At 42.3% G+C, this 16,365-nt stretch carries 18 protein-coding genes and 1 pseudogene; 16 read left to right on the top strand and 3 right to left on the bottom strand.

Annotated features, from left to right (window positions below):
* Genes L5M10_RS12515 through L5M10_RS12495 form a run of 5 tightly spaced genes read left to right on the top strand, consistent with a single transcriptional unit; the run spans position 1 to position 6,177 of the window.
* Complete coding sequence (locus L5M10_RS12515; protein ID WP_263255371.1) at positions 1 to 1,356, top strand: restriction endonuclease subunit S; 1,356 nt, start codon at positions 1 to 3, stop codon at positions 1,354 to 1,356.
* Positions 1,349 to 1,897 (top strand): hypothetical protein, encoded by a 549-nt coding sequence (locus L5M10_RS12510; protein ID WP_263255370.1) that lies wholly within the window; start codon positions 1,349 to 1,351, stop codon positions 1,895 to 1,897. The genes L5M10_RS12515 and L5M10_RS12510 overlap by 8 nt, the downstream gene beginning before the upstream one ends.
* A 37-nt stretch (positions 1,898 to 1,934) precedes the next feature.
* The gene (locus tag L5M10_RS12505) at positions 1,935 to 2,384 is read left to right on the top strand and encodes a HepT-like ribonuclease domain-containing protein (RefSeq protein WP_263255369.1); all 450 of its coding nucleotides are present in this window, start codon (positions 1,935 to 1,937) and stop codon (positions 2,382 to 2,384) included.
* The gene (locus L5M10_RS12500) at positions 2,381 to 5,545 is read left to right on the top strand and encodes a type I restriction endonuclease subunit R (protein ID WP_263255368.1); all 3,165 of its coding nucleotides are present in this window, start codon (positions 2,381 to 2,383) and stop codon (positions 5,543 to 5,545) included. Before L5M10_RS12505 ends, L5M10_RS12500 begins: the two co-directional genes overlap by 4 nt.
* Before the next feature lie 47 nt (positions 5,546 to 5,592).
* Positions 5,593 to 6,177 carry a hypothetical protein gene (locus L5M10_RS12495; RefSeq protein WP_263255367.1) on the top strand — a complete coding sequence of 195 codons (585 nt, stop codon included), beginning with the start codon at positions 5,593 to 5,595 and terminating at the stop codon, positions 6,175 to 6,177.
* A gap of 85 nt (positions 6,178 to 6,262) precedes the next feature.
* On the opposite strand, the gene L5M10_RS12490 is transcribed toward L5M10_RS12495, so the two are convergent.
* Positions 6,263 to 6,673 carry a hypothetical protein gene (locus tag L5M10_RS12490; RefSeq protein ID WP_263181875.1) on the bottom strand — a complete coding sequence of 137 codons (411 nt, stop codon included), beginning with the start codon at positions 6,671 to 6,673 and terminating at the stop codon, positions 6,263 to 6,265.
* A gap of 162 nt (positions 6,674 to 6,835) precedes the next feature.
* Here L5M10_RS12490 and radC point away from each other — a divergent pair, with 162 nt between their 5' ends.
* The 7 genes from radC (at position 6,836) to L5M10_RS12455 (ending at position 10,220) form a co-directional block, all read left to right on the top strand.
* Complete coding sequence (gene radC, locus L5M10_RS12485; protein WP_198573313.1) at positions 6,836 to 7,318, top strand: RadC family protein; 483 nt, start codon at positions 6,836 to 6,838, stop codon at positions 7,316 to 7,318.
* Entirely contained in the window at positions 7,315 to 7,770 is a 456-nt protein-coding gene (locus L5M10_RS12480; RefSeq protein ID WP_105252319.1) for a DUF2787 domain-containing protein, read from the top strand. The genes radC and L5M10_RS12480 overlap by 4 nt, the downstream gene beginning before the upstream one ends.
* Positions 7,771 to 7,820: 50 nt before the next feature.
* Positions 7,821 to 8,009, top strand: a complete 189-nt coding sequence (locus L5M10_RS12475; protein WP_105252320.1) for a hypothetical protein — start codon at positions 7,821 to 7,823, stop codon at positions 8,007 to 8,009.
* A gap of 137 nt (positions 8,010 to 8,146) precedes the next feature.
* On the top strand, positions 8,147 to 8,707 hold the full coding sequence (locus L5M10_RS12470) for a recombinase family protein (RefSeq protein ID WP_248065855.1): 561 nt from the start codon (positions 8,147 to 8,149) through the stop codon (positions 8,705 to 8,707).
* Complete coding sequence (locus L5M10_RS12465; protein ID WP_263255366.1) at positions 8,704 to 9,264, top strand: hypothetical protein; 561 nt, start codon at positions 8,704 to 8,706, stop codon at positions 9,262 to 9,264. The genes L5M10_RS12470 and L5M10_RS12465 overlap by 4 nt, the downstream gene beginning before the upstream one ends.
* Before the next feature lie 48 nt (positions 9,265 to 9,312).
* Complete coding sequence (locus L5M10_RS12460; protein ID WP_263255364.1) at positions 9,313 to 9,729, top strand: hypothetical protein; 417 nt, start codon at positions 9,313 to 9,315, stop codon at positions 9,727 to 9,729.
* Between the two features lie 50 nt (positions 9,730 to 9,779).
* On the top strand, positions 9,780 to 10,220 hold the full coding sequence (locus L5M10_RS12455; protein WP_263255363.1) for a hypothetical protein: 441 nt from the start codon (positions 9,780 to 9,782) through the stop codon (positions 10,218 to 10,220).
* Between the two features lie 121 nt (positions 10,221 to 10,341).
* Here L5M10_RS12455 and L5M10_RS12450 read toward each other — a convergent pair whose 3' ends face one another.
* Positions 10,342 to 11,850 (bottom strand): hypothetical protein, encoded by a 1,509-nt coding sequence (locus L5M10_RS12450; RefSeq protein WP_263255362.1) that lies wholly within the window; start codon positions 11,848 to 11,850, stop codon positions 10,342 to 10,344.
* A 647-nt stretch (positions 11,851 to 12,497) separates the two neighbouring features.
* On the opposite strand from L5M10_RS12450, the gene L5M10_RS12445 reads away from it, so the two are divergent.
* The 4 genes from L5M10_RS12445 (at position 12,498) to L5M10_RS12430 (ending at position 16,144) form a co-directional block, all read left to right on the top strand.
* Positions 12,498 to 13,733, top strand: a complete 1,236-nt coding sequence (locus L5M10_RS12445; RefSeq protein WP_076500109.1) for a tyrosine-type recombinase/integrase — start codon at positions 12,498 to 12,500, stop codon at positions 13,731 to 13,733.
* A gap of 128 nt (positions 13,734 to 13,861) precedes the next feature.
* Positions 13,862 to 14,260 (top strand): type VII toxin-antitoxin system MntA family adenylyltransferase antitoxin, encoded by a 399-nt coding sequence (gene mntA, locus L5M10_RS12440; RefSeq protein ID WP_083948204.1) that lies wholly within the window; start codon positions 13,862 to 13,864, stop codon positions 14,258 to 14,260.
* Between the two features lie 15 nt (positions 14,261 to 14,275).
* The gene (gene hepT / locus L5M10_RS12435) at positions 14,276 to 14,704 is read left to right on the top strand and encodes a type VII toxin-antitoxin system HepT family RNase toxin (protein WP_248084371.1); all 429 of its coding nucleotides are present in this window, start codon (positions 14,276 to 14,278) and stop codon (positions 14,702 to 14,704) included.
* Between the two features lie 432 nt (positions 14,705 to 15,136).
* On the top strand, positions 15,137 to 16,144 hold the full coding sequence (locus L5M10_RS12430) for a hypothetical protein (protein WP_263255358.1): 1,008 nt from the start codon (positions 15,137 to 15,139) through the stop codon (positions 16,142 to 16,144).
* A 5-nt stretch (positions 16,145 to 16,149) separates the two neighbouring features.
* Here L5M10_RS12430 and L5M10_RS12425 read toward each other — a convergent pair.
* Positions 16,150 to 16,365, bottom strand: a pseudogene (locus tag L5M10_RS12425) (IS3 family transposase); the annotation flags it as partial.

Below are 16,365 nucleotides of genomic sequence, written 5' to 3'. Positions count from 1 at the left end.
ATGAGCGATAAGTATGTGGCTTATCCTGAATACAAGAATTCCTGTGTTGATTGGGTAGGCCCAATCCCCTTAGATTGGGATATGTGGAAATTAGCCCACGCCTATCAATCAATAGGGTCTGGAACTACACCTCCAAGTAACGAAGATGAATGGTATGGTGACGGAGTTCCGTGGGTGACTACTGGGGAACTAAGAGAAAATTTGGTTGCTTCAACCTCAAAAAATGTAACCCGCGAAGCAATTTCTAAATTCAGTGCTCTTAAGGTTTATCCTAAGGGCTCGTTAATTATGGCCATGTATGGTGCAACCATAGGGCGCTTGGGGTTGTTAGATATTGAAGCAACGACAAATCAAGCTTGCTGTGTGCTTACCAAGTCTGCAACTCTTGACAATAAGTATGTTTTTTATTGGTTGCGTGCGTTTAGAGATGAAATTATTGGGTTGTCTTCAGGTGGTGGCCAGCCAAACATTAATCAGGAAAAGGTATCATCTCTAAAAATTTCAGCTCCAGAATTGAAACTACAACAATCTGTAGTGGCCTTTTTAGACTACGAAACCGCTAGAATTGACCAGTTGATAGCAAAGCAGCAGCGGCTGATTGAACTGCTTAAAGAGAAACGCCAAGCCGTTATCTCCCACGCCGTCACTAAAGGTCTCAACCCCAACGTCCCCATGAAAGACTCTGGCGTCGAGTGGCTCGGCCAAGTGCCAGAGCATTGGACAGTTAGTCGCGTTAAGTACGTATCGAGTGTTAGTGGGGGCTTTGCATTTAGCAGCGATGATTTCGTCGATTCTGGGATACAGTTGATCAAAATAGGAAACTTGTATCAAAGTCGATTGCAATTAGAACGTGACCCCACGTTCCTACCAATAGGATTTTCTAAAAGTCATGCAGTTTTTAAAGTTTCTAAGGGTGATTTGCTAATGTCATTAACGGGAACTTTAGGGAAGCGTGATTATGGTTTTGCGGTTAGGTACGATGCAGATGAAGATTCGTTACTAAACCAACGTGTAGCAAAGTTCAATCTTAATCAATCAAAAATCAACCCTGATTTTATGCTGTTGCTACTGTTGTCAGACAGTTATTTAAGTCAAATCTACTCAATGCCTTCAGGAACTAAGCAAGCAAATTTATCTAACTCCGATGTATTATCGCCCTTGATTTGCTATCCATCTCAATTAAATGAGCAAGAAAGCATCGTTAAACACGTTTATGACTCAGTGTCGAAGATAGATCTGCTAACCAGTAAAGCTATTCAAGCTATTGATTTTATGAATGAAAGAAGATATTCCCTTATCTCGGCCGCCGTAACAGGGAAAATAGACCTTAGAAATTGGGAACGACCCAATGCATAACGACTTAAGTGTGCTAAGTCATGATGTTGTTGATTGGGCTACTGTCCAAGAGGTTAACCAAGTGATGGACCAATATTTGAGTGCTTTGGTTAAACTTGAGCAACTACAAGCGGAGTCTAATAACCTGCTTCCAAGTGGCCCAATGAATGTGGGTAAAATTGGAGAGTATTTTGCCTATGTTTGCTTACGTCATTGCAATCCTGATGCTGAAGTATTCTATGGTAAGGCAACTGAAAAATCGTGGGATATCGCTGTCAGAACCGAAAAGGAAGTCTTTAAATGTCAAGTAAAAACTTCTCGGATTAGTAAAAGCCCTGCAAGGGTAACACATTTGGAAAAGGGGTTTGATTATTTATTGGTCATTCTTCTTGGTGAAGACTATTTCCCCGAAGATGCCTTTTTACTCTCAAATGATTTTGACTTTAGGTATTCATCCTCCTTTACAGTTCCATGTAGAGGCAGGAAGGGCTCATCGATTTTTCAAACCCACTCACATAATATTCTTAGCGATTTATTAGATAGTATCGCCGACCGTTTTTGATGAGCGATTATGCCTACATGAAGGGAAGCTAATATTGATGACCGATAACACTTATATCTTGTCCCTACGATCCAACCTAAACCGCTATCAATCTGAGCTGGTGGAGCTGAGGTTATTACTGAGACATCGTGTGTTATCGGCTCTGGAATATCGAGCGGCTGAGCGACTGATTCAACTATTGCTAGTGAGTTGTATTAGTGTGGTCAAGCATTGGGCTAAGGCGATTACGGGGGATTGCCCGCAAGATGCTTATCAAGCATTTGAGTGCTTAAACGAGAAGAAAAGTAGGGGTAATGCCTTACCAATGCCGAGCTTAGATTATTGGGGGAAGTTGATTGAACTTAGGGACGACCTAATCCATCAAGCACAGGATCTTGACCCTAAGATAATCCCCAATATGATTGCTCGAAACGAGACCGAAGCTCTCTTTAACTTTGTCCATCAAGGTATTAATTGGTTAGCACAACAGGAGAAACAAGCCCTATGAGCATGGATGCGAAAGCCCGTGAAAAAGCCTTTCAGGACTATATCATTCAAGCATTGCTAAAGCAGGGATGGTTACTGGGGGATTCTGCCCATTACGACCGTGAACGTGCTCTCTACCCTGAAGATGTATTCGCTTATGTGCAGCAAAGCCAACCGGAAGCATGGGATAAATACGCCAAGATTTACCCCCAAGAAACCGAAAAGTATCTACTCAATGCGGTGGTTAGGCATTTAGATCATGCCGATAAAGGCACGCTTTGGCTGCTACGCAATCACCTTGAAGACCGTGGTGCCAGACTCCGTTTAGCCACCTTTATGCCTGATCATGGGCTGAACCCTGAGTTACTGAGCCGTTATCACGCCAATCGTTTGCGGGTGGTGCCTGAGCTGGTGTACAGCCCTAATGGTTATGATGGTCGCTTAGACCTCACCTTATTTGTTAATGGCTTACCCGTTGCGACCTTAGAGCTCAAGTCTTGCTTTAAGCAAAGCCTTGAGAATGCCAAGCAGCAGTACCGTAAAGATCGCCAAGTCAAAACTGGTAACAAAGATGAGCCGCTACTGAAGTTTCGCCGTGGGGCGTTAGTGCATTTTGCAGTGAATCAGTTTGAAGTCGCGATGACGACCAAGCTGGCTGGCGAAAACACTTACTTTTTGCCCTTTAACAAGGGGACGAAAGCAGGTGGTGCGGGGAACGAACAGCCCGAAAATGGCCAAGGATTTGCCACTGAATATTTATGGGGTGAAATTTTTTCACCGGATAACTGGTTACGAATTTTAGGGCGTTATATTCACCTTGAAGTGAAGCGGGAAGAGGATGCCCTAGGCCGAGTCACTAAAAAAGAAACCATGATATTTCCCCGCTATCACCAGTGGCATGTAGTGCAAAAGCTATTGTCACAGGTTGAGCAAGAAGGGACTGGTCAAAAGTACCTTATTCAGCATTCTGCAGGTTCGGGTAAGTCTAACTCGATTGCTTGGCTTACCCACCAGCTCGCCTCGTTATACGACCATGATGGCAATAAAATCTTTAAGTCGGTGATTGTGATTACTGACCGTACAGTGCTTGATAGCCAGCTACAAGAAACTATCTCGCAATTTGAGCATGCTGAAGGGGTGATTAGCCGGATTAACCGCGATGAAGGTGATGGCAGTAAATCGGCACAGTTAGCCGCTTCGCTGACAAGTGGTACACCCATTATTGTGGTGACGATTCAGACCTTCCCCTATGTGCTAAAGGCGATTCAAGAAGCCACCAGCTTAAAGGATTGTACCTTTGCGGTAATTGCCGATGAGGCCCATTCGAGCCAAAGCGGCAGCACGGCAAGACAACTGCGTGAAGTGTTGATGGCAGAGCAGCTTGAGGACAATGAAGAACTCAGTGCTGAAGATGTGATGAACATGACGCTCGCCGCCCGTGGTGGCAGCAAAAACATCAGCTACTTTGCCTTTACGGCGACCCCAAAGGGTAAGACGTTAGAGTTATTTGGGCGGCCAGAAAACCCTATGATGCCGCTTAGTGATGACAACAAACCTAAGCCTTTTGATGTGTACAGTATGCGGCAGGCGATTGAGGAGAACTATATTCTCGATGTGCTGCGTAACTACACCAGTTACAGCTTGGCTTATCGGATGGCGATGGCAGGTGGTAACGCCGAACAGGAAGTCGATAGCAAAAAAGCCAAGAAAACCCTTAACCGTTGGATGAGGCTGCATCCACATAACATAGGCCAAAAGGTGCAAGTGATAGTTGAGCACTTTAAGGCAAATGTGGCTCATTTACTCAATCATCAAGCCAAAGCGATGGTGGTAACTAGCAGTCGCCTTGAAGCCGTCAAGTATAAGCTCGCATTTGATAAATACGTTAAGGAACAAGGCTATCACCAGATAAAGGCAATGGTGGCCTTTTCGGGTGAAGTGATTGACCCTGAGACTGCTGTTGGGCATACCGAGCGGAGCATGAATCCAGATCTTAATGGTCAAGATATGCGTAAAGCATTCGACACCGATGGCTACCAACTGATGCTGGTGGCGAATAAGTTCCAAACTGGCTTCGACCAGCCAAAACTCTGTGCCATGTACGTGGACAAAAAGTTAACCGGTGTGGATTGTATTCAGACACTCTCGCGGCTTAACCGGACTTATCCGGGTAAGGATCGTACCTTTGTACTCGACTTTGTGAATGAGCCGCAGGAAGTGTTGGAAGAGTTCCAAAAGTATTACGAAACGGCAGAGCTTGAGACTGTGTCTGATCCTAACTTGGTGTATGACCTGAAGCACAAGCTCGTGAATGAAGGCATATTCCTGTGGAGTGAAGTCGAAGCCTTTGCGACATGCTACTTCGACCCTAAACGTGGCACCGATTATATGCTGCATTATCTTGCTCCGGCGAGAGACCGTTTCCGTAAACGCTATCTGCTGGCCACCGATGCCTTGAGAACCGCTAAGCAGCAACTCAAGCAGATAAAGCAAGCAGGGACAGACGTTGATAAAGCGAATGCCGAGAAACGTGTTGCAGAAGCGGAAGAGGCTAGAAATCAGTTGGTGATGTTCAAGAAGGACCTTAACAGCTATATCCGCTTCTATGAGTTTGCCTCACAGATAACCCAGTTTGATGCTATCGACTTAGAGCAGCTCAGTACCTTTGCCAAACATTTACTGCCATTGCTGCGAGAAGAGGCGTTGGAAGATGATGAGATTGACCTTGATGGATTGGTCCTTAGCCATTACCAGTTGAAGGAGAAACGGACTCAAGACCTAGAGCTTAGGGAAGGCAGAGGTGAAGGACTTGATGGGATTACAGGGTTAGGTAGTGCGACGCCTAAGAAAGACAAAAAGGACTTTCTCTCTGAAATCCTCGTCAAGATGAATGAGTTGTTTGGCGAAGGCATTACCGATGGCGACAAGCTAGATTGGCTCCATGGCATGGCGAGTAAAATTGCTGAAGATAAGGTCGTGATGGACCAGATCCACAACAATGACCGTAAATCCATTATGCAGGGGGACTTCCCTAAAGCGGCCGATCAAGCTGTGATTGAACGAATGGACATTCAGCATGGGATGTCGATGGATTATCTTGCTCGCCCCGAAGCGGCCAAAGCTATCCAAAATATTCTGTTGGATATCTTGCTCAAGGGGCTAGGGCGAGAAGTGAGAAGTTAGTGATTGTTCCTAATAAAAGTGCTTTATAGAAGACTGGGAGCTATATCGTGGAAAAACTGAAGTGTGCAATTTGTAACGAAGTAATCGTCAAGAAGAACTTGTGGAAGCACTTAGTAAATGTTCATCGTTGGTCTGTGGTTGTACCGCTTACAACTACTTTGAACACTCAAAGTCCATCACTATCTTCTACAGTAATAGTGCCAAATTCAGTAAAATCGCAGAAAAAAACTCCTAGCCAAACACCACCTGATGATAACTTGATTGCTTGGGCGAAAAAACAACCAGTGCAAAGTCAGCATCATAAGTTATACGCAGAGTTATTAAAGAAACCGTTATCATATTTGCATGATGAGCAAGCTAGGCTCACTACGATAATAAAGACCAAGAAAACAGAATCCGAAAAAGAATTACAGCTGAAAAGATTAGTTCTCATTACTCGTGCTTTAGAACATCTCCAAAAACAACTTCAGAAGAAACAGAAAGCAAAATCAAGGGCAAAAGCCCTCACTGATCTAAATCGTCAATTGGGTGTCAAAGCCTATAACTCAAGTTCAGATTTAATGGATCAGTATAGAGGCGGGAATAGATTGGTTTGTTCTGGTGGCTTACCAAGTCTTGGTAAAAAGAAGTGATTCAGAATTATGAACACTACCGAATGCGGTTTTAGAGACTCACCTTAAGCCTTTGTGGGTGAGTCTATCTAAGGTTCGTATCACATTATCTGTCTGGATAATCACCATACCAATAGTTAACGCTAAGCCATTCCCCAAAAGCCTGAAAATGGACTAGCTGCCTGACTATCCAGTGCATATATGGTAGATGTTCTCTAGGATGAGTCGCGTATAGATTACCATCCCTTGTGATTGAGATAGTCTCAGGGGTAAAACCTTTCTCAATGAGAAATGCTTTAATAGCATCTTGATCTCTAAAGCTCCCTGCACCCATTGCCACCTCTCCTTGAAGGTGCATCATCTTCTGATCTGTACCTCGTTTATCTGGGACAATCTCAACTGTAAAGAAGGGACTGTGGTTTTTGATGGCTTCGTTAATTTGATGATCTCTTGTTTCTGGCGTAAATCTGCCTTCAACAAGCAAAAGGGGGTAGGTTAAGACTAATTCGTCGTGCATGATTTTTTCTCCGATTGAAGTTTCAATGGGGCAGTATTTGTCACCCCCCCATATTTCTATTTTAATCGGTGGGTGATGGTGCCAACTGAGTTATACCGTCATTTTTTACCATGAACTAAGGCATAAGAAACCTGATGTAAATCAACTATACAGGAAACATATATGCTTATTTCAACATTAACCCACCGTAATCAACTCGACTCTTCAGACTCAGTTATCAGGGAAGCCATTGCTATCTTGGAGAGTCGCTACACCCTGCAAGCTAATCCGCAGGCATTCACCTCTCCACAACTGGTAAAAGACTATCTTCGACTGAAAATGGCTGGATACGAGCGGGAGGTATTTGCAGTATTGCTACTGGATAGCCAGCACCGTTTGATTAGTTGTGAAGAACTCTTTTTCGGCACGATAGATGCCGCCTCAGTATATCCTCGTGAGGTGGTAAAAATAGTTCTGCATAGAAACGCCGCTGCCGTGATATTCGCCCACAACCATCCCTCAGGCATGCCTGAACCCTCAGAGGCCGATAAACGTATTACAGAGCGTTTAAAGACAGCCTTGGCAACTATTGATGTATCAGCGTTAGACCATTTTGTTGTTGGTCATCAAGATGTCGTTTCGTTTGCTGAAAGGGGATGGTTATGAATACGCCAACGGCAACTGAACAGCCTATTCAGATTGACCTTCAGTCAGGAAGGAAATTACTACCTATCACGCTTAGTTTGGCCCAGATCCTCAAACGATTGCTGGTGGATGCTAACAAACCAATCAATAGTAAAGCCGTTACGATTAACTTTCGTGATCCAAGCTATTCTGCTGAGTCTGGTGGCTTTCATCCGGTCGAAATCCGTTTGGAATATTCATCAACTACCAGCATGTGGCAATTCTGCTATATCACTGACTTTGCCTATCAGGGACGTTACTACCCAGAATTAGAGAAGGACATCGATTTCAACTTTGCAGAGGCTTCAGGGTATCAGGCTTATGTTGGTCATCATCCGTTAAGCCACTTCAGCGGCCTATACCGGCTATGGGAAGCCAACTTCAGAAGCTATCTGGTAGATGATCTCTACCAAATAACCATCAACTGGGATTAACCCGCAAACACCATTAAGACAGCCAGCGTTTCACTACATGGGTTCATGTGGTGGGCATTCGGCTGCCTGAACGACAATCAGGAAGGAGAAACATCATTAACGAGTTACTAAAAAAGGTCGCTAAAGCTGCACTGCTGACCATAGTGCCGATCCTCATCCAAGCCTTCGCTGAGCGTTACCTTTCAGATGAAGAACCTTGGGCAAATATTGATGTTGATGAAGATCAAGAATCTGAATAACACATTGTTTTCATAACCAATAAACCAAGGCCATGTGACACGGTCGTAAACACATCAATAACCGTGTCACATGGGTTGTTTTGGACCTTTTGAAGGGCTTGGTCAGTATACCTTGCTCTATTGAACAGGAGTCACAAATGGCAGAAATTGGATATGCTAGAGTCTCGACCACGGGACAAAGCCTAGATGCCCAGCTAAAGGCATTGATGAGCTGCGACAAAGTGTTCCAAGAGAAGGTAAGTGGTGCAAAGGATGACCGTCCACAACTGCAACTTATGCTTGAGTTTGTGAGAGAAGGTGACATTGTGATTGTCACCAAGCTCGACAGGCTTGCTCGTAACACTCGTCACTTGTTGGAGATAGCTGAGTTCTTAGCCAAGAAACAGGTTTCACTGCAAATCCAGAATCTAGGCATAGATACAGCAACCCCAACAGGCAAGCTCATGCTGACTATGGTCGGTGCCATCGCAACATTTGAGCGAGAGCTGATGTTAGAGCGGCAAGCAGAAGGGATAGCTCTCGCAAAACAGCGTGGAAAATATAAAGGACGTAAACCCACAGCAATCACTAAGGCGAAAGACGCTGCCCCGTTGCTTGCAGAAGGTTTGCCTAAGCCAGAAGTGGCGAAGAGGCTGAATATCAGCTTGTCCAGCGTTCAACGGATAGCAAAACAATTAACATCTAAGGATAAGTTATGAGCGAGAAAACAAAAAATCAATTAAAGATTTACTATGCGGTATTTGGGGCATTATTTCTGATAAGTACAATATTCCTAATAGTTGATTATTCGAACTTTAACGCAGTAAAGCAAGCATTTCCCATAATAGCATTACTCCTAACTCCAATTGCTTCAATTGAAGGATTTATTCTTACGTTGACAGTGGTTCTATCCCTTGTTGGTATATGGAATATCTCCGTAAGGTTAAGATGGTTTCAAGTTAGTGCATCGTATAATGTGGACTTATCGCATATAGAATTTCGTAAAAAACATCTAAAGTTACAAACAATCGCTATATTATTCTTTATTCTGGCGACATACGGTGTACTAAATCTCTGTGCCGGGTTTTATATTCAGATTTATTTACCACTAAGACTTCATTCATTAAGTAGCAAAAATTTATTTGACTTGATTTCTGACTGGGAGGGAATTCTTGCCGTTGTAGTAGGTATATGGGGATGGATATCTATAAAAAAACAACAGAAATTATTAAGTAACAACTACTATATAAGTCTTGGTATCTATTCAAAAGTATAAAAAAACCTAAGGCCATCAAGCAAATTGATGGCTTTTTTGGGAGGAAACATGCCTAAGTCACAATGTTTATTTATTTTATTATCAATTATCTATGGATCTTGTTCATTTCAGGTTAAAGCTAAATCGGATGAAGAGTTAGGAGCACATCTGATTACATTACACGCATGGGTGCAGGTGAGTTTAGAATGCATAACTAAAGCACCTGTAGCACTTCAACAAGATTGGACGTTTATGAGTGCTTTGTTCTTCTTTGAGACAGTCGCATGGGAAAATAAATATAAATCTGAAGCTCGCTTTTTTGAAGAATATATGAAGGCTGGTAAAGAGTTGTCACAAGAAGAATACTCAGATGTACGTTGCGACGAGTCAGACAAAAATTATCTAGTCAAAAAAATGGTTTCAGACCCAATGTATGAAATCGCAAAGGAAGCTCTTTTAGCGGCCAAAAAAGCTGGTGCCTTCTAAATAACAGCCAAAGCCATTAATCAAATTGATGGCTTTTTTTTGGAGAAATTATGCGTAAACCAAGGGATTTCGTCATCCTATTACTCCTAGTAGGAACTGTATTTTCACTGCCTGTAAAGGCAGGAATTGAGGATATGGCAAGCAACCTACAAAAACTCTATATGTGGGAGAAAATTGCCTCCGCATGTAAAACTAGGTCACCAACAGAACTCAAGCAAGAATGGGCTTTAATTGAGATTACAGTGTATGTTGAGGCTACATTATGGGAGAAGAATATCAGTGCAGTATTACGCTCAGTTGGTCGAACTGAACCACAGATTAGGCCTGTTTTTGACGATCTGAAATGGAGTGCTGATGTACTGGCAAGAGGTGCGTTAGACCGCATGTCTTGTAATGCAACGGATAAAGACCGAGCTGTTAGGTTTATGGTGTCGGATCCTGCATTTAATGACGCAAGCGATCAAGTCTTGGAAGCCTCAAAATCTCGATAATACTTCAGTTTATTTGGTAGAAGAGATGCCATCAAATATGCTAGAACAGACATATAGGTGACACTCTCTTCATTGATTTCAAGAAATAAATCGTGTATATCTTAAACTGTGTATATGTAAGCTATTTTCCTTCAACAATATTAATACTAGAGTCAATGTAAATTTTCTGCTCATCTCTAGCTTTAATGTAAGCATCTCTATTCTTGACAATAATTTCAGTAAGACTTGGCTCGTTATTCAAATATAGGCGATATGGCACTGAATCATAGTTTACTCCGTAGAGATTTAGATAATTCAAGTTCTTACTGTCATTTAGTATGATGTAGTTTAGGTATTTGTATCCTGAAAGGTCTAATGATTCGACGTTAGTACCATTTGCCCAAATTTCTCGTAATGAATCTTTATTCTTGCTAATCCCAAGATCAATTAACGGGTTGTTGTCTAGGTAGACTCGTTTTATTTTCTGATTTTGGGAGAAATCAACATTTGAAAACCCAGTAACTAAGGTGCCATTACTTAGAGTGTATGGTAGTAACTGCCGATCCCCATCTTGTTGTAGGGCTGCTTCCTCTAAATCCATCAGTCTAGAAGTATCTACTGTTGTTAAACTTGTTTCACTGAGGCCAAGAAAAGCTAATTGTGTGTTATTTGCTAAATTGATTTCCTTAATAGGATCTCCCCATAGTGATAGTAAGTACAAGTTTTTTAAGGTTAATAAATTGACTTGTTCTATCTGTTGGTGCTCTAAGCGTATAGTCCGAAGATTCAAAAAGCTCTCTAGGCCAGTTGCATCAGTGATATATTCGTTCGTATAAGCACAACGTACCCCTGAGTCTGGTACGCTTGTATTTGTGAAGATGGCAGTATTATTACTATCTGCAACGCCATAAAATCCTTGCTTAGAAGTAATACACAACATCGTTATATTGAGTGCGTCTAATGTTGACATTTGCCCGTTGTGGATAGGGTGACCTATTCGTGATAAAGCATCTGCAAAAACAGGATCAGGTATTGCAACAAATTCAGGTAGTACATTAACAGATACACTAGATGATACTTCGCCACATTCTATGGTGGTTTTTTGTTCACCTTGTTGTGTTGGGGTTATTTGGGCTGACCCACTTTCTTCTACAGTTTGAGTAATAGCCCCAGATAAAGAACAACTGCTCAAATCTTTTAAGACCCAACTAATAGTATAAGAATTACCAACAATAGCTTGTTCAGTAGACGTAGTTAAAGTCACTTGAGGGGTTAGCGGTAACACATTTACATTTACACTAGAGGAAACTGAACCACAATCAATAATGTTTTTTTGCAGCCCTTGCTGAGTCGGAGTTATTGTTGCTGAGCCGTTAGAAGTTACTGTCTGGGTAATTGCACCAGATAGCGTACAGCTACTCACATCTTTCAGAATCCAAGTTAAAGTGTAAGTTTTACCAACGAGTATTTGATCAGTACTTGCTGTAAGAGTCACTTGAGGATTTAGAGGGGGAATTATTGGTACATCTGGAGTGGTCGGTACATCTGGAGTAGTTGGTACATCTGGAACATCATTTGAGCTACTACCTCCACATGCTGTGATTGATAATGTTAATAGTATTACTGTAAACAGTATTTTTACATTGCACATCAGATAAGTCCTTCAAATATTGTGCTTAAATGGGTTATGTTTGAAACTCCTTAAAAATCGAACATAACTTATGTTTGTCGTTAGGTTTTATCAAGGCGTTTATTCTTTAGCTATGAACTTGATCGCTATAATAATGAAGGAGTCGACTTGTTAGTCGTGCTCCTTAGGTGTTTCAAGTGGTACAAAAAGCTGGTACAATCTGAAAAAATCAAGGTGCACAATACTATGATTTTATGGGGTTTGTTAGAAAAAGGTGTGATTCGAGGGTTCGACTCCCTCTCTCACCGCCAAATTCAAGTTTAAAGACGTCCTAGGGCGTCTTTTTTCTTATCTATTTTTCATGAAATTCAATAACTTACCATCCTATATTGTTTAATGACATCCTACTGCATCCGAAATCTTTAGTAATGCCAAAAGTAATGCCAAGGAAATTGGGCAAATTTTGGCATTACTTTTGACTTCAAAAAATACCCATTTTTTATGCCGTTTTTTTACTTGATTTTCTCGATTTTATGGCCCAGATTTAACTTGGCAATATCCTGATTTATCTAAATTTATTCAGTGATAAGTAATGCTTGATTTTAGAGTGCGAAATAATGCCAAAATCAAGCATTACTTTGGGGCTTAATTTGAGGGGGTAGAACGGTATGGGAAGGAGTACAAATAAGCTGACTGCAAAAGCGGTGCTCAATGCTAAAGCGGAAGCAAAGCCCTATAGATTGTCAGATGGTGGCAATCTCTATCTCTATGTGCGCACTGCAGGGAAAACTTGGGAATTTAGATACATACGTCCCTCCACCAGCAAACCCACCTATTTTGGTTTAGGCTCATATCCTGACGTATCCTTGGCTGAGGCGCGAGATAAAGCGCTAGAAGCGCGAAAAAACTTGGCCGAAGGCATCGACCCTCAATTACTTAAAGTTGAAAACAAATTAAAAGCAGCAACAGAAAACGCTCAAACTCTCAAGCATATTGCGCAAATGTGGATGGACTCAAAGCAGGGCAGTATTAAAGCTAAAACCATCGAAGGTAATTGGCGCAAGCTTGAGCTGTATGCCTTCCCTAAGCTGGGGAGTATTGCGATTAGTAGACTCACGGCTCCTATAGCCATTGCCGCGCTCAAGCCCCTTGAACAGAAAGGGCATCTTGAAACGGTTAAACGTACCGCTCAGTTACTGAATGAAATCATGAACTATTCGGTTAACTCTGGTTACATTCATGCCAATCCGTTGTCAGGTATTCGAGAAGTTTTTAGAAAAAGCAAAGTGGAGCATCTGAAGGCATTAAAACCAGCAGAGCTAGCTGAATTACTGCAGACCGTCGCAAACGCCAATTTATTGTTAACGACCCGGTGTTTGATTGAATGGCAATTGCACACAATGACCAGGCCAAATGAAGCGGCCGGAGCCCGTTGGGAAGAAATCGATTTTGATGCCAAACTTTGGACTATTCCTGAATCACGCATGAAAATGAATCGTGAGCATATTATCCCGCTTACAGAGCATACCCTCGCGATACTCGAGACTGTTAAGCCGATTAGTGAACACAGCCAATTCGTTTTCCCGTCATCTAAAGATCCTCAAAAGCACACAGATCCTGAAACCATTAACAAAGCATTAGGGCGCATGGGATTAAAGGGAAGAACAACGGGTCATGGTTTACGCTCGCTGGCAAGCACTACCTTAAACGAGCAAGGCTTTGATGGTGATGTTATTGAGGCAGCGTTAGCCCACGTAGATAAAAATCAAATCCGCAGCGCCTATAATCGCACTACCTATTTAGAGCGACGGACCAAGTTAATGGAGTGGTGGAGCAATCATATTGCCACTGCAGCAGTTGGCTCTTTGTCAGTAACAGCGGGTTCAAGAAAATTAGGGGCATGACCTGTTAAGGCCGAATAGAGATTATCTCCCTGAGTCAAAAGGTTAAGGGATGTGACACACGAATCTAACCTGTTAACTCCGACTCAGGATTGGTACACTTACATCATGACCAACTTAAAGCCAAGCCAATGACTATCGAGCAGAGCCAGTATTTGCACCAACTAAGCGCTTTAGCTGCAAGCCATCCGAAGGTGGCGGTATTATGGCTGTATGGTTCGCAGGCTAAAGGAAATGCTAGCGAGCATAGTGATTGGGATTTAGCCGTCGCATTCGATCCCGTAAAGGCGGAGAGTGTGCTTGATACTCGTATTAGAGCTGAATTGCTTGCTATGGATTGGCAAAGGGCATTGGGGCTAGCCGAAGGGAAGCTTTCCGTCGTCGATATCAATCTAGCACCAATCCCTCTGGCCTTTGGTATCATTAATGCTAACAAACTTATCTTTAGTCGAGATGAAGGCCGAAGAATGCAAGAAGAGTCTCGCATAATGTCGCAAATGGAACTCGATTATTCTGCCCAAAGTCTATAAAGGAATAGTTGTATTATGTCGGATAATGCCTATATCACGTCATTGCGTTTAAGCCTTAGCCGGTATCAAGCCGAGCTTGGAGAGTTACGTCAATTACTTAGTCAGCGTTCCTTATCTAATCTCGAATATCGAGCAGCAGAGCGAACACTACAGGTCTCTATTGAAGCTTGCATTGGCATTGCAAAACATTGGGCTAAGGCACTGGCTGGACATAGTCCGCAGGATGCCTACCAAGCATTTGAGATCCTGTGTCAACGAGGAGCACAACCAGCTGATGAATTAAATGGCTGGCGTAAAGTGATAGGCCTGCGTAGTGCACTGGTACATGATTATCTGAATATTGACCCTGAGATCATCCGTAGTGTGATCTCTCAAGGTTATAGTGATAGATTATTTGTCTTTGCAGAGCAGGGGCTAGAATGGTTATCTTTGAAGAGTGACTAAAAAGGGCCCTCCTGGCTTTTATATAAGTTAAAAATGAATGAAAATCACTAAAGTAAACTTGTTTGCTTAAATCCCAACGACTGGGGTGTTTGTGTTTTTTACACTTAAGAATTTAAGCTCTAATATGTGTTGCCATCAAGTTTAGCATTGTTAACACTTTGCCTAGTCAAAACATCCATCCAACAAGTGAGCCTTACTGTATTAAGTGATTTCTTCATGTTTACTCTGCGTCCCCGCTTTTCCAGCTCGGGTATTGGCTCAACCTTGGGATCGGCTGTGGTGGCTGATTTCGGTATTTTCGTTCTCCTGAGTGCCCTGACTTATATGTTATCTCAAAATCAGTTGGCTCAGGCTTAGGTTGACACACAGGGACCTTGTTTGCTATTTCTGCTATTAGTAGCAGAAATAGCAAACAGTTAAGGATATAAGTCTATGGAAAGAGTGGTTCAGCTATCGTCAGTCAATTTGAATAAAAGTACCGCCTCTGTCATAAAATTTTTGATGGATAAGGATATGCCGATATTTTTCAGGGTGCCTGATAATAAGAATGCATGGGTTATCAAACGCGCGAGTGATGATCTACTTAAATGGATACAAGGAGAAATAAAAAAATCACAGGAAGTAAGGCCTTTCATTCCTTACAGTGATGCTAAAAGGGATAAGGAACAACAGTTTGAAAAAGATCTTCAAAAAATCACTGATGTCCAACTCATAAAGGGGGTCAGCTACGGTGGTCTAGGAGCAAATGAACTATCCATTTTACTTACACACAAAAGCATAAGAATCAATAAATTAGATTTAATCATGATTTTTGACTCCAATGGTGAATTGAATTTAGCAGTAGAAACTCGCCGAAGTGAAAAGTCTAATATTCAGACGATTGATGACAAACCAATTTCCCGTACCGTCCTGAAATCCGCCTCTTGTGGTGAAATCCTATTTACCAATAAAGCCGTTGATTATTGGGCTAAAGATAATAGCACGCTAAATGACGTAGTTGGGATTGATATTACCTTCGATTCATTAGCCGTCTATGAGTCAGACATTCTCAATTTTATAAAGAATGATCTGGATTCTATCCCCTCTGATAGTCCTTACTACATTCCAGAGGATTTGCGTGATAAGAGTGATCTTGATCAATTAGCAGCGTTAGGTTATCAACTTTTCTCAAATAATTGTAAATCAACAATCACATCCAAGGACCTGGCTGCAAAAATAGAACGTACAATAGGATACACTGGTAAAAAAGCTGTGGCTGCAGCATATTTCATAGCCCCAAACCCTAAGGGTAATAATATTAGAGAACAATCAGTCAACGATAACGCTAATCCAAATTGTAATTTCCCCTTTTTGGTACAAGCGTTTGCGTTACATGGGAAAGACATCGAAACTGAGGATATGTCTAAAAGCGGCGTTTTTCAAGCTAGTTGTCACCATTGACCGTTTTAAGCGGCCTGTTTTTCTACTTCTTTAACTGACTCTCTTTCCGGGTTTAGCGTTGTCGGCCCTACTGGTTCGCAGTTTCGCACTTCACGTTTTCCCCAACGGTTTGGGTTGGCTGCTTTCGCGGCTTCAATTCGTTCTTTACGTTGGGCCAGTATGGCTTCATCCTGACCGGTATGGCGTTGCTGTGGCGTCACGAACCGCAACTTGCTGTGGTG

This window comes from Shewanella sp. SM32, assembly GCF_025654235.1.
Classification (GTDB): Bacteria; Pseudomonadota; Gammaproteobacteria; order Enterobacterales; family Shewanellaceae; genus Shewanella; species Shewanella oncorhynchi.
This window is presented reverse-complemented; position numbering and strand designations above follow the sequence as displayed.

What these genes read in the sequence shown, in the direction of transcription:
- L5M10_RS12515 (WP_263255371.1), top strand. Translation starts at nt 1, where the DNA reads ATGAGCGATAAGTATGTGGCTTATCCTGAATACAAGAATTCCTGTGTT.
- L5M10_RS12510 (WP_263255370.1), top strand. Translation starts at nt 1,349, where the DNA reads ATGCATAACGACTTAAGTGTGCTAAGTCATGATGTTGTTGATTGGGCT.
- L5M10_RS12505 (WP_263255369.1), top strand. Translation starts at nt 1,935, where the DNA reads ATGACCGATAACACTTATATCTTGTCCCTACGATCCAACCTAAACCGC.
- L5M10_RS12500 (WP_263255368.1), top strand. Translation starts at nt 2,381, where the DNA reads ATGAGCATGGATGCGAAAGCCCGTGAAAAAGCCTTTCAGGACTATATC.
- L5M10_RS12490 (WP_263181875.1), bottom strand. Translation starts at nt 6,673, where the DNA reads ATGCACGACGAATTAGTCTTAACCTACCCCCTTTTGCTTGTTGAAGGC.
- radC (WP_198573313.1), top strand. Translation starts at nt 6,836, where the DNA reads ATGCTTATTTCAACATTAACCCACCGTAATCAACTCGACTCTTCAGAC.
- L5M10_RS12480 (WP_105252319.1), top strand. Translation starts at nt 7,315, where the DNA reads ATGAATACGCCAACGGCAACTGAACAGCCTATTCAGATTGACCTTCAG.
- L5M10_RS12470 (WP_248065855.1), top strand. Translation starts at nt 8,147, where the DNA reads ATGGCAGAAATTGGATATGCTAGAGTCTCGACCACGGGACAAAGCCTA.
- L5M10_RS12465 (WP_263255366.1), top strand. Translation starts at nt 8,704, where the DNA reads ATGAGCGAGAAAACAAAAAATCAATTAAAGATTTACTATGCGGTATTT.
- L5M10_RS12460 (WP_263255364.1), top strand. Translation starts at nt 9,313, where the DNA reads ATGCCTAAGTCACAATGTTTATTTATTTTATTATCAATTATCTATGGA.
- L5M10_RS12455 (WP_263255363.1), top strand. Translation starts at nt 9,780, where the DNA reads ATGCGTAAACCAAGGGATTTCGTCATCCTATTACTCCTAGTAGGAACT.
- L5M10_RS12450 (WP_263255362.1), bottom strand. Translation starts at nt 11,850, where the DNA reads ATGTGCAATGTAAAAATACTGTTTACAGTAATACTATTAACATTATCA.
- L5M10_RS12445 (WP_076500109.1), top strand. Translation starts at nt 12,498, where the DNA reads ATGGGAAGGAGTACAAATAAGCTGACTGCAAAAGCGGTGCTCAATGCT.
- mntA (WP_083948204.1), top strand. Translation starts at nt 13,862, where the DNA reads ATGACTATCGAGCAGAGCCAGTATTTGCACCAACTAAGCGCTTTAGCT.
- hepT (WP_248084371.1), top strand. Translation starts at nt 14,276, where the DNA reads ATGTCGGATAATGCCTATATCACGTCATTGCGTTTAAGCCTTAGCCGG.
- L5M10_RS12430 (WP_263255358.1), top strand. Translation starts at nt 15,137, where the DNA reads ATGGAAAGAGTGGTTCAGCTATCGTCAGTCAATTTGAATAAAAGTACC.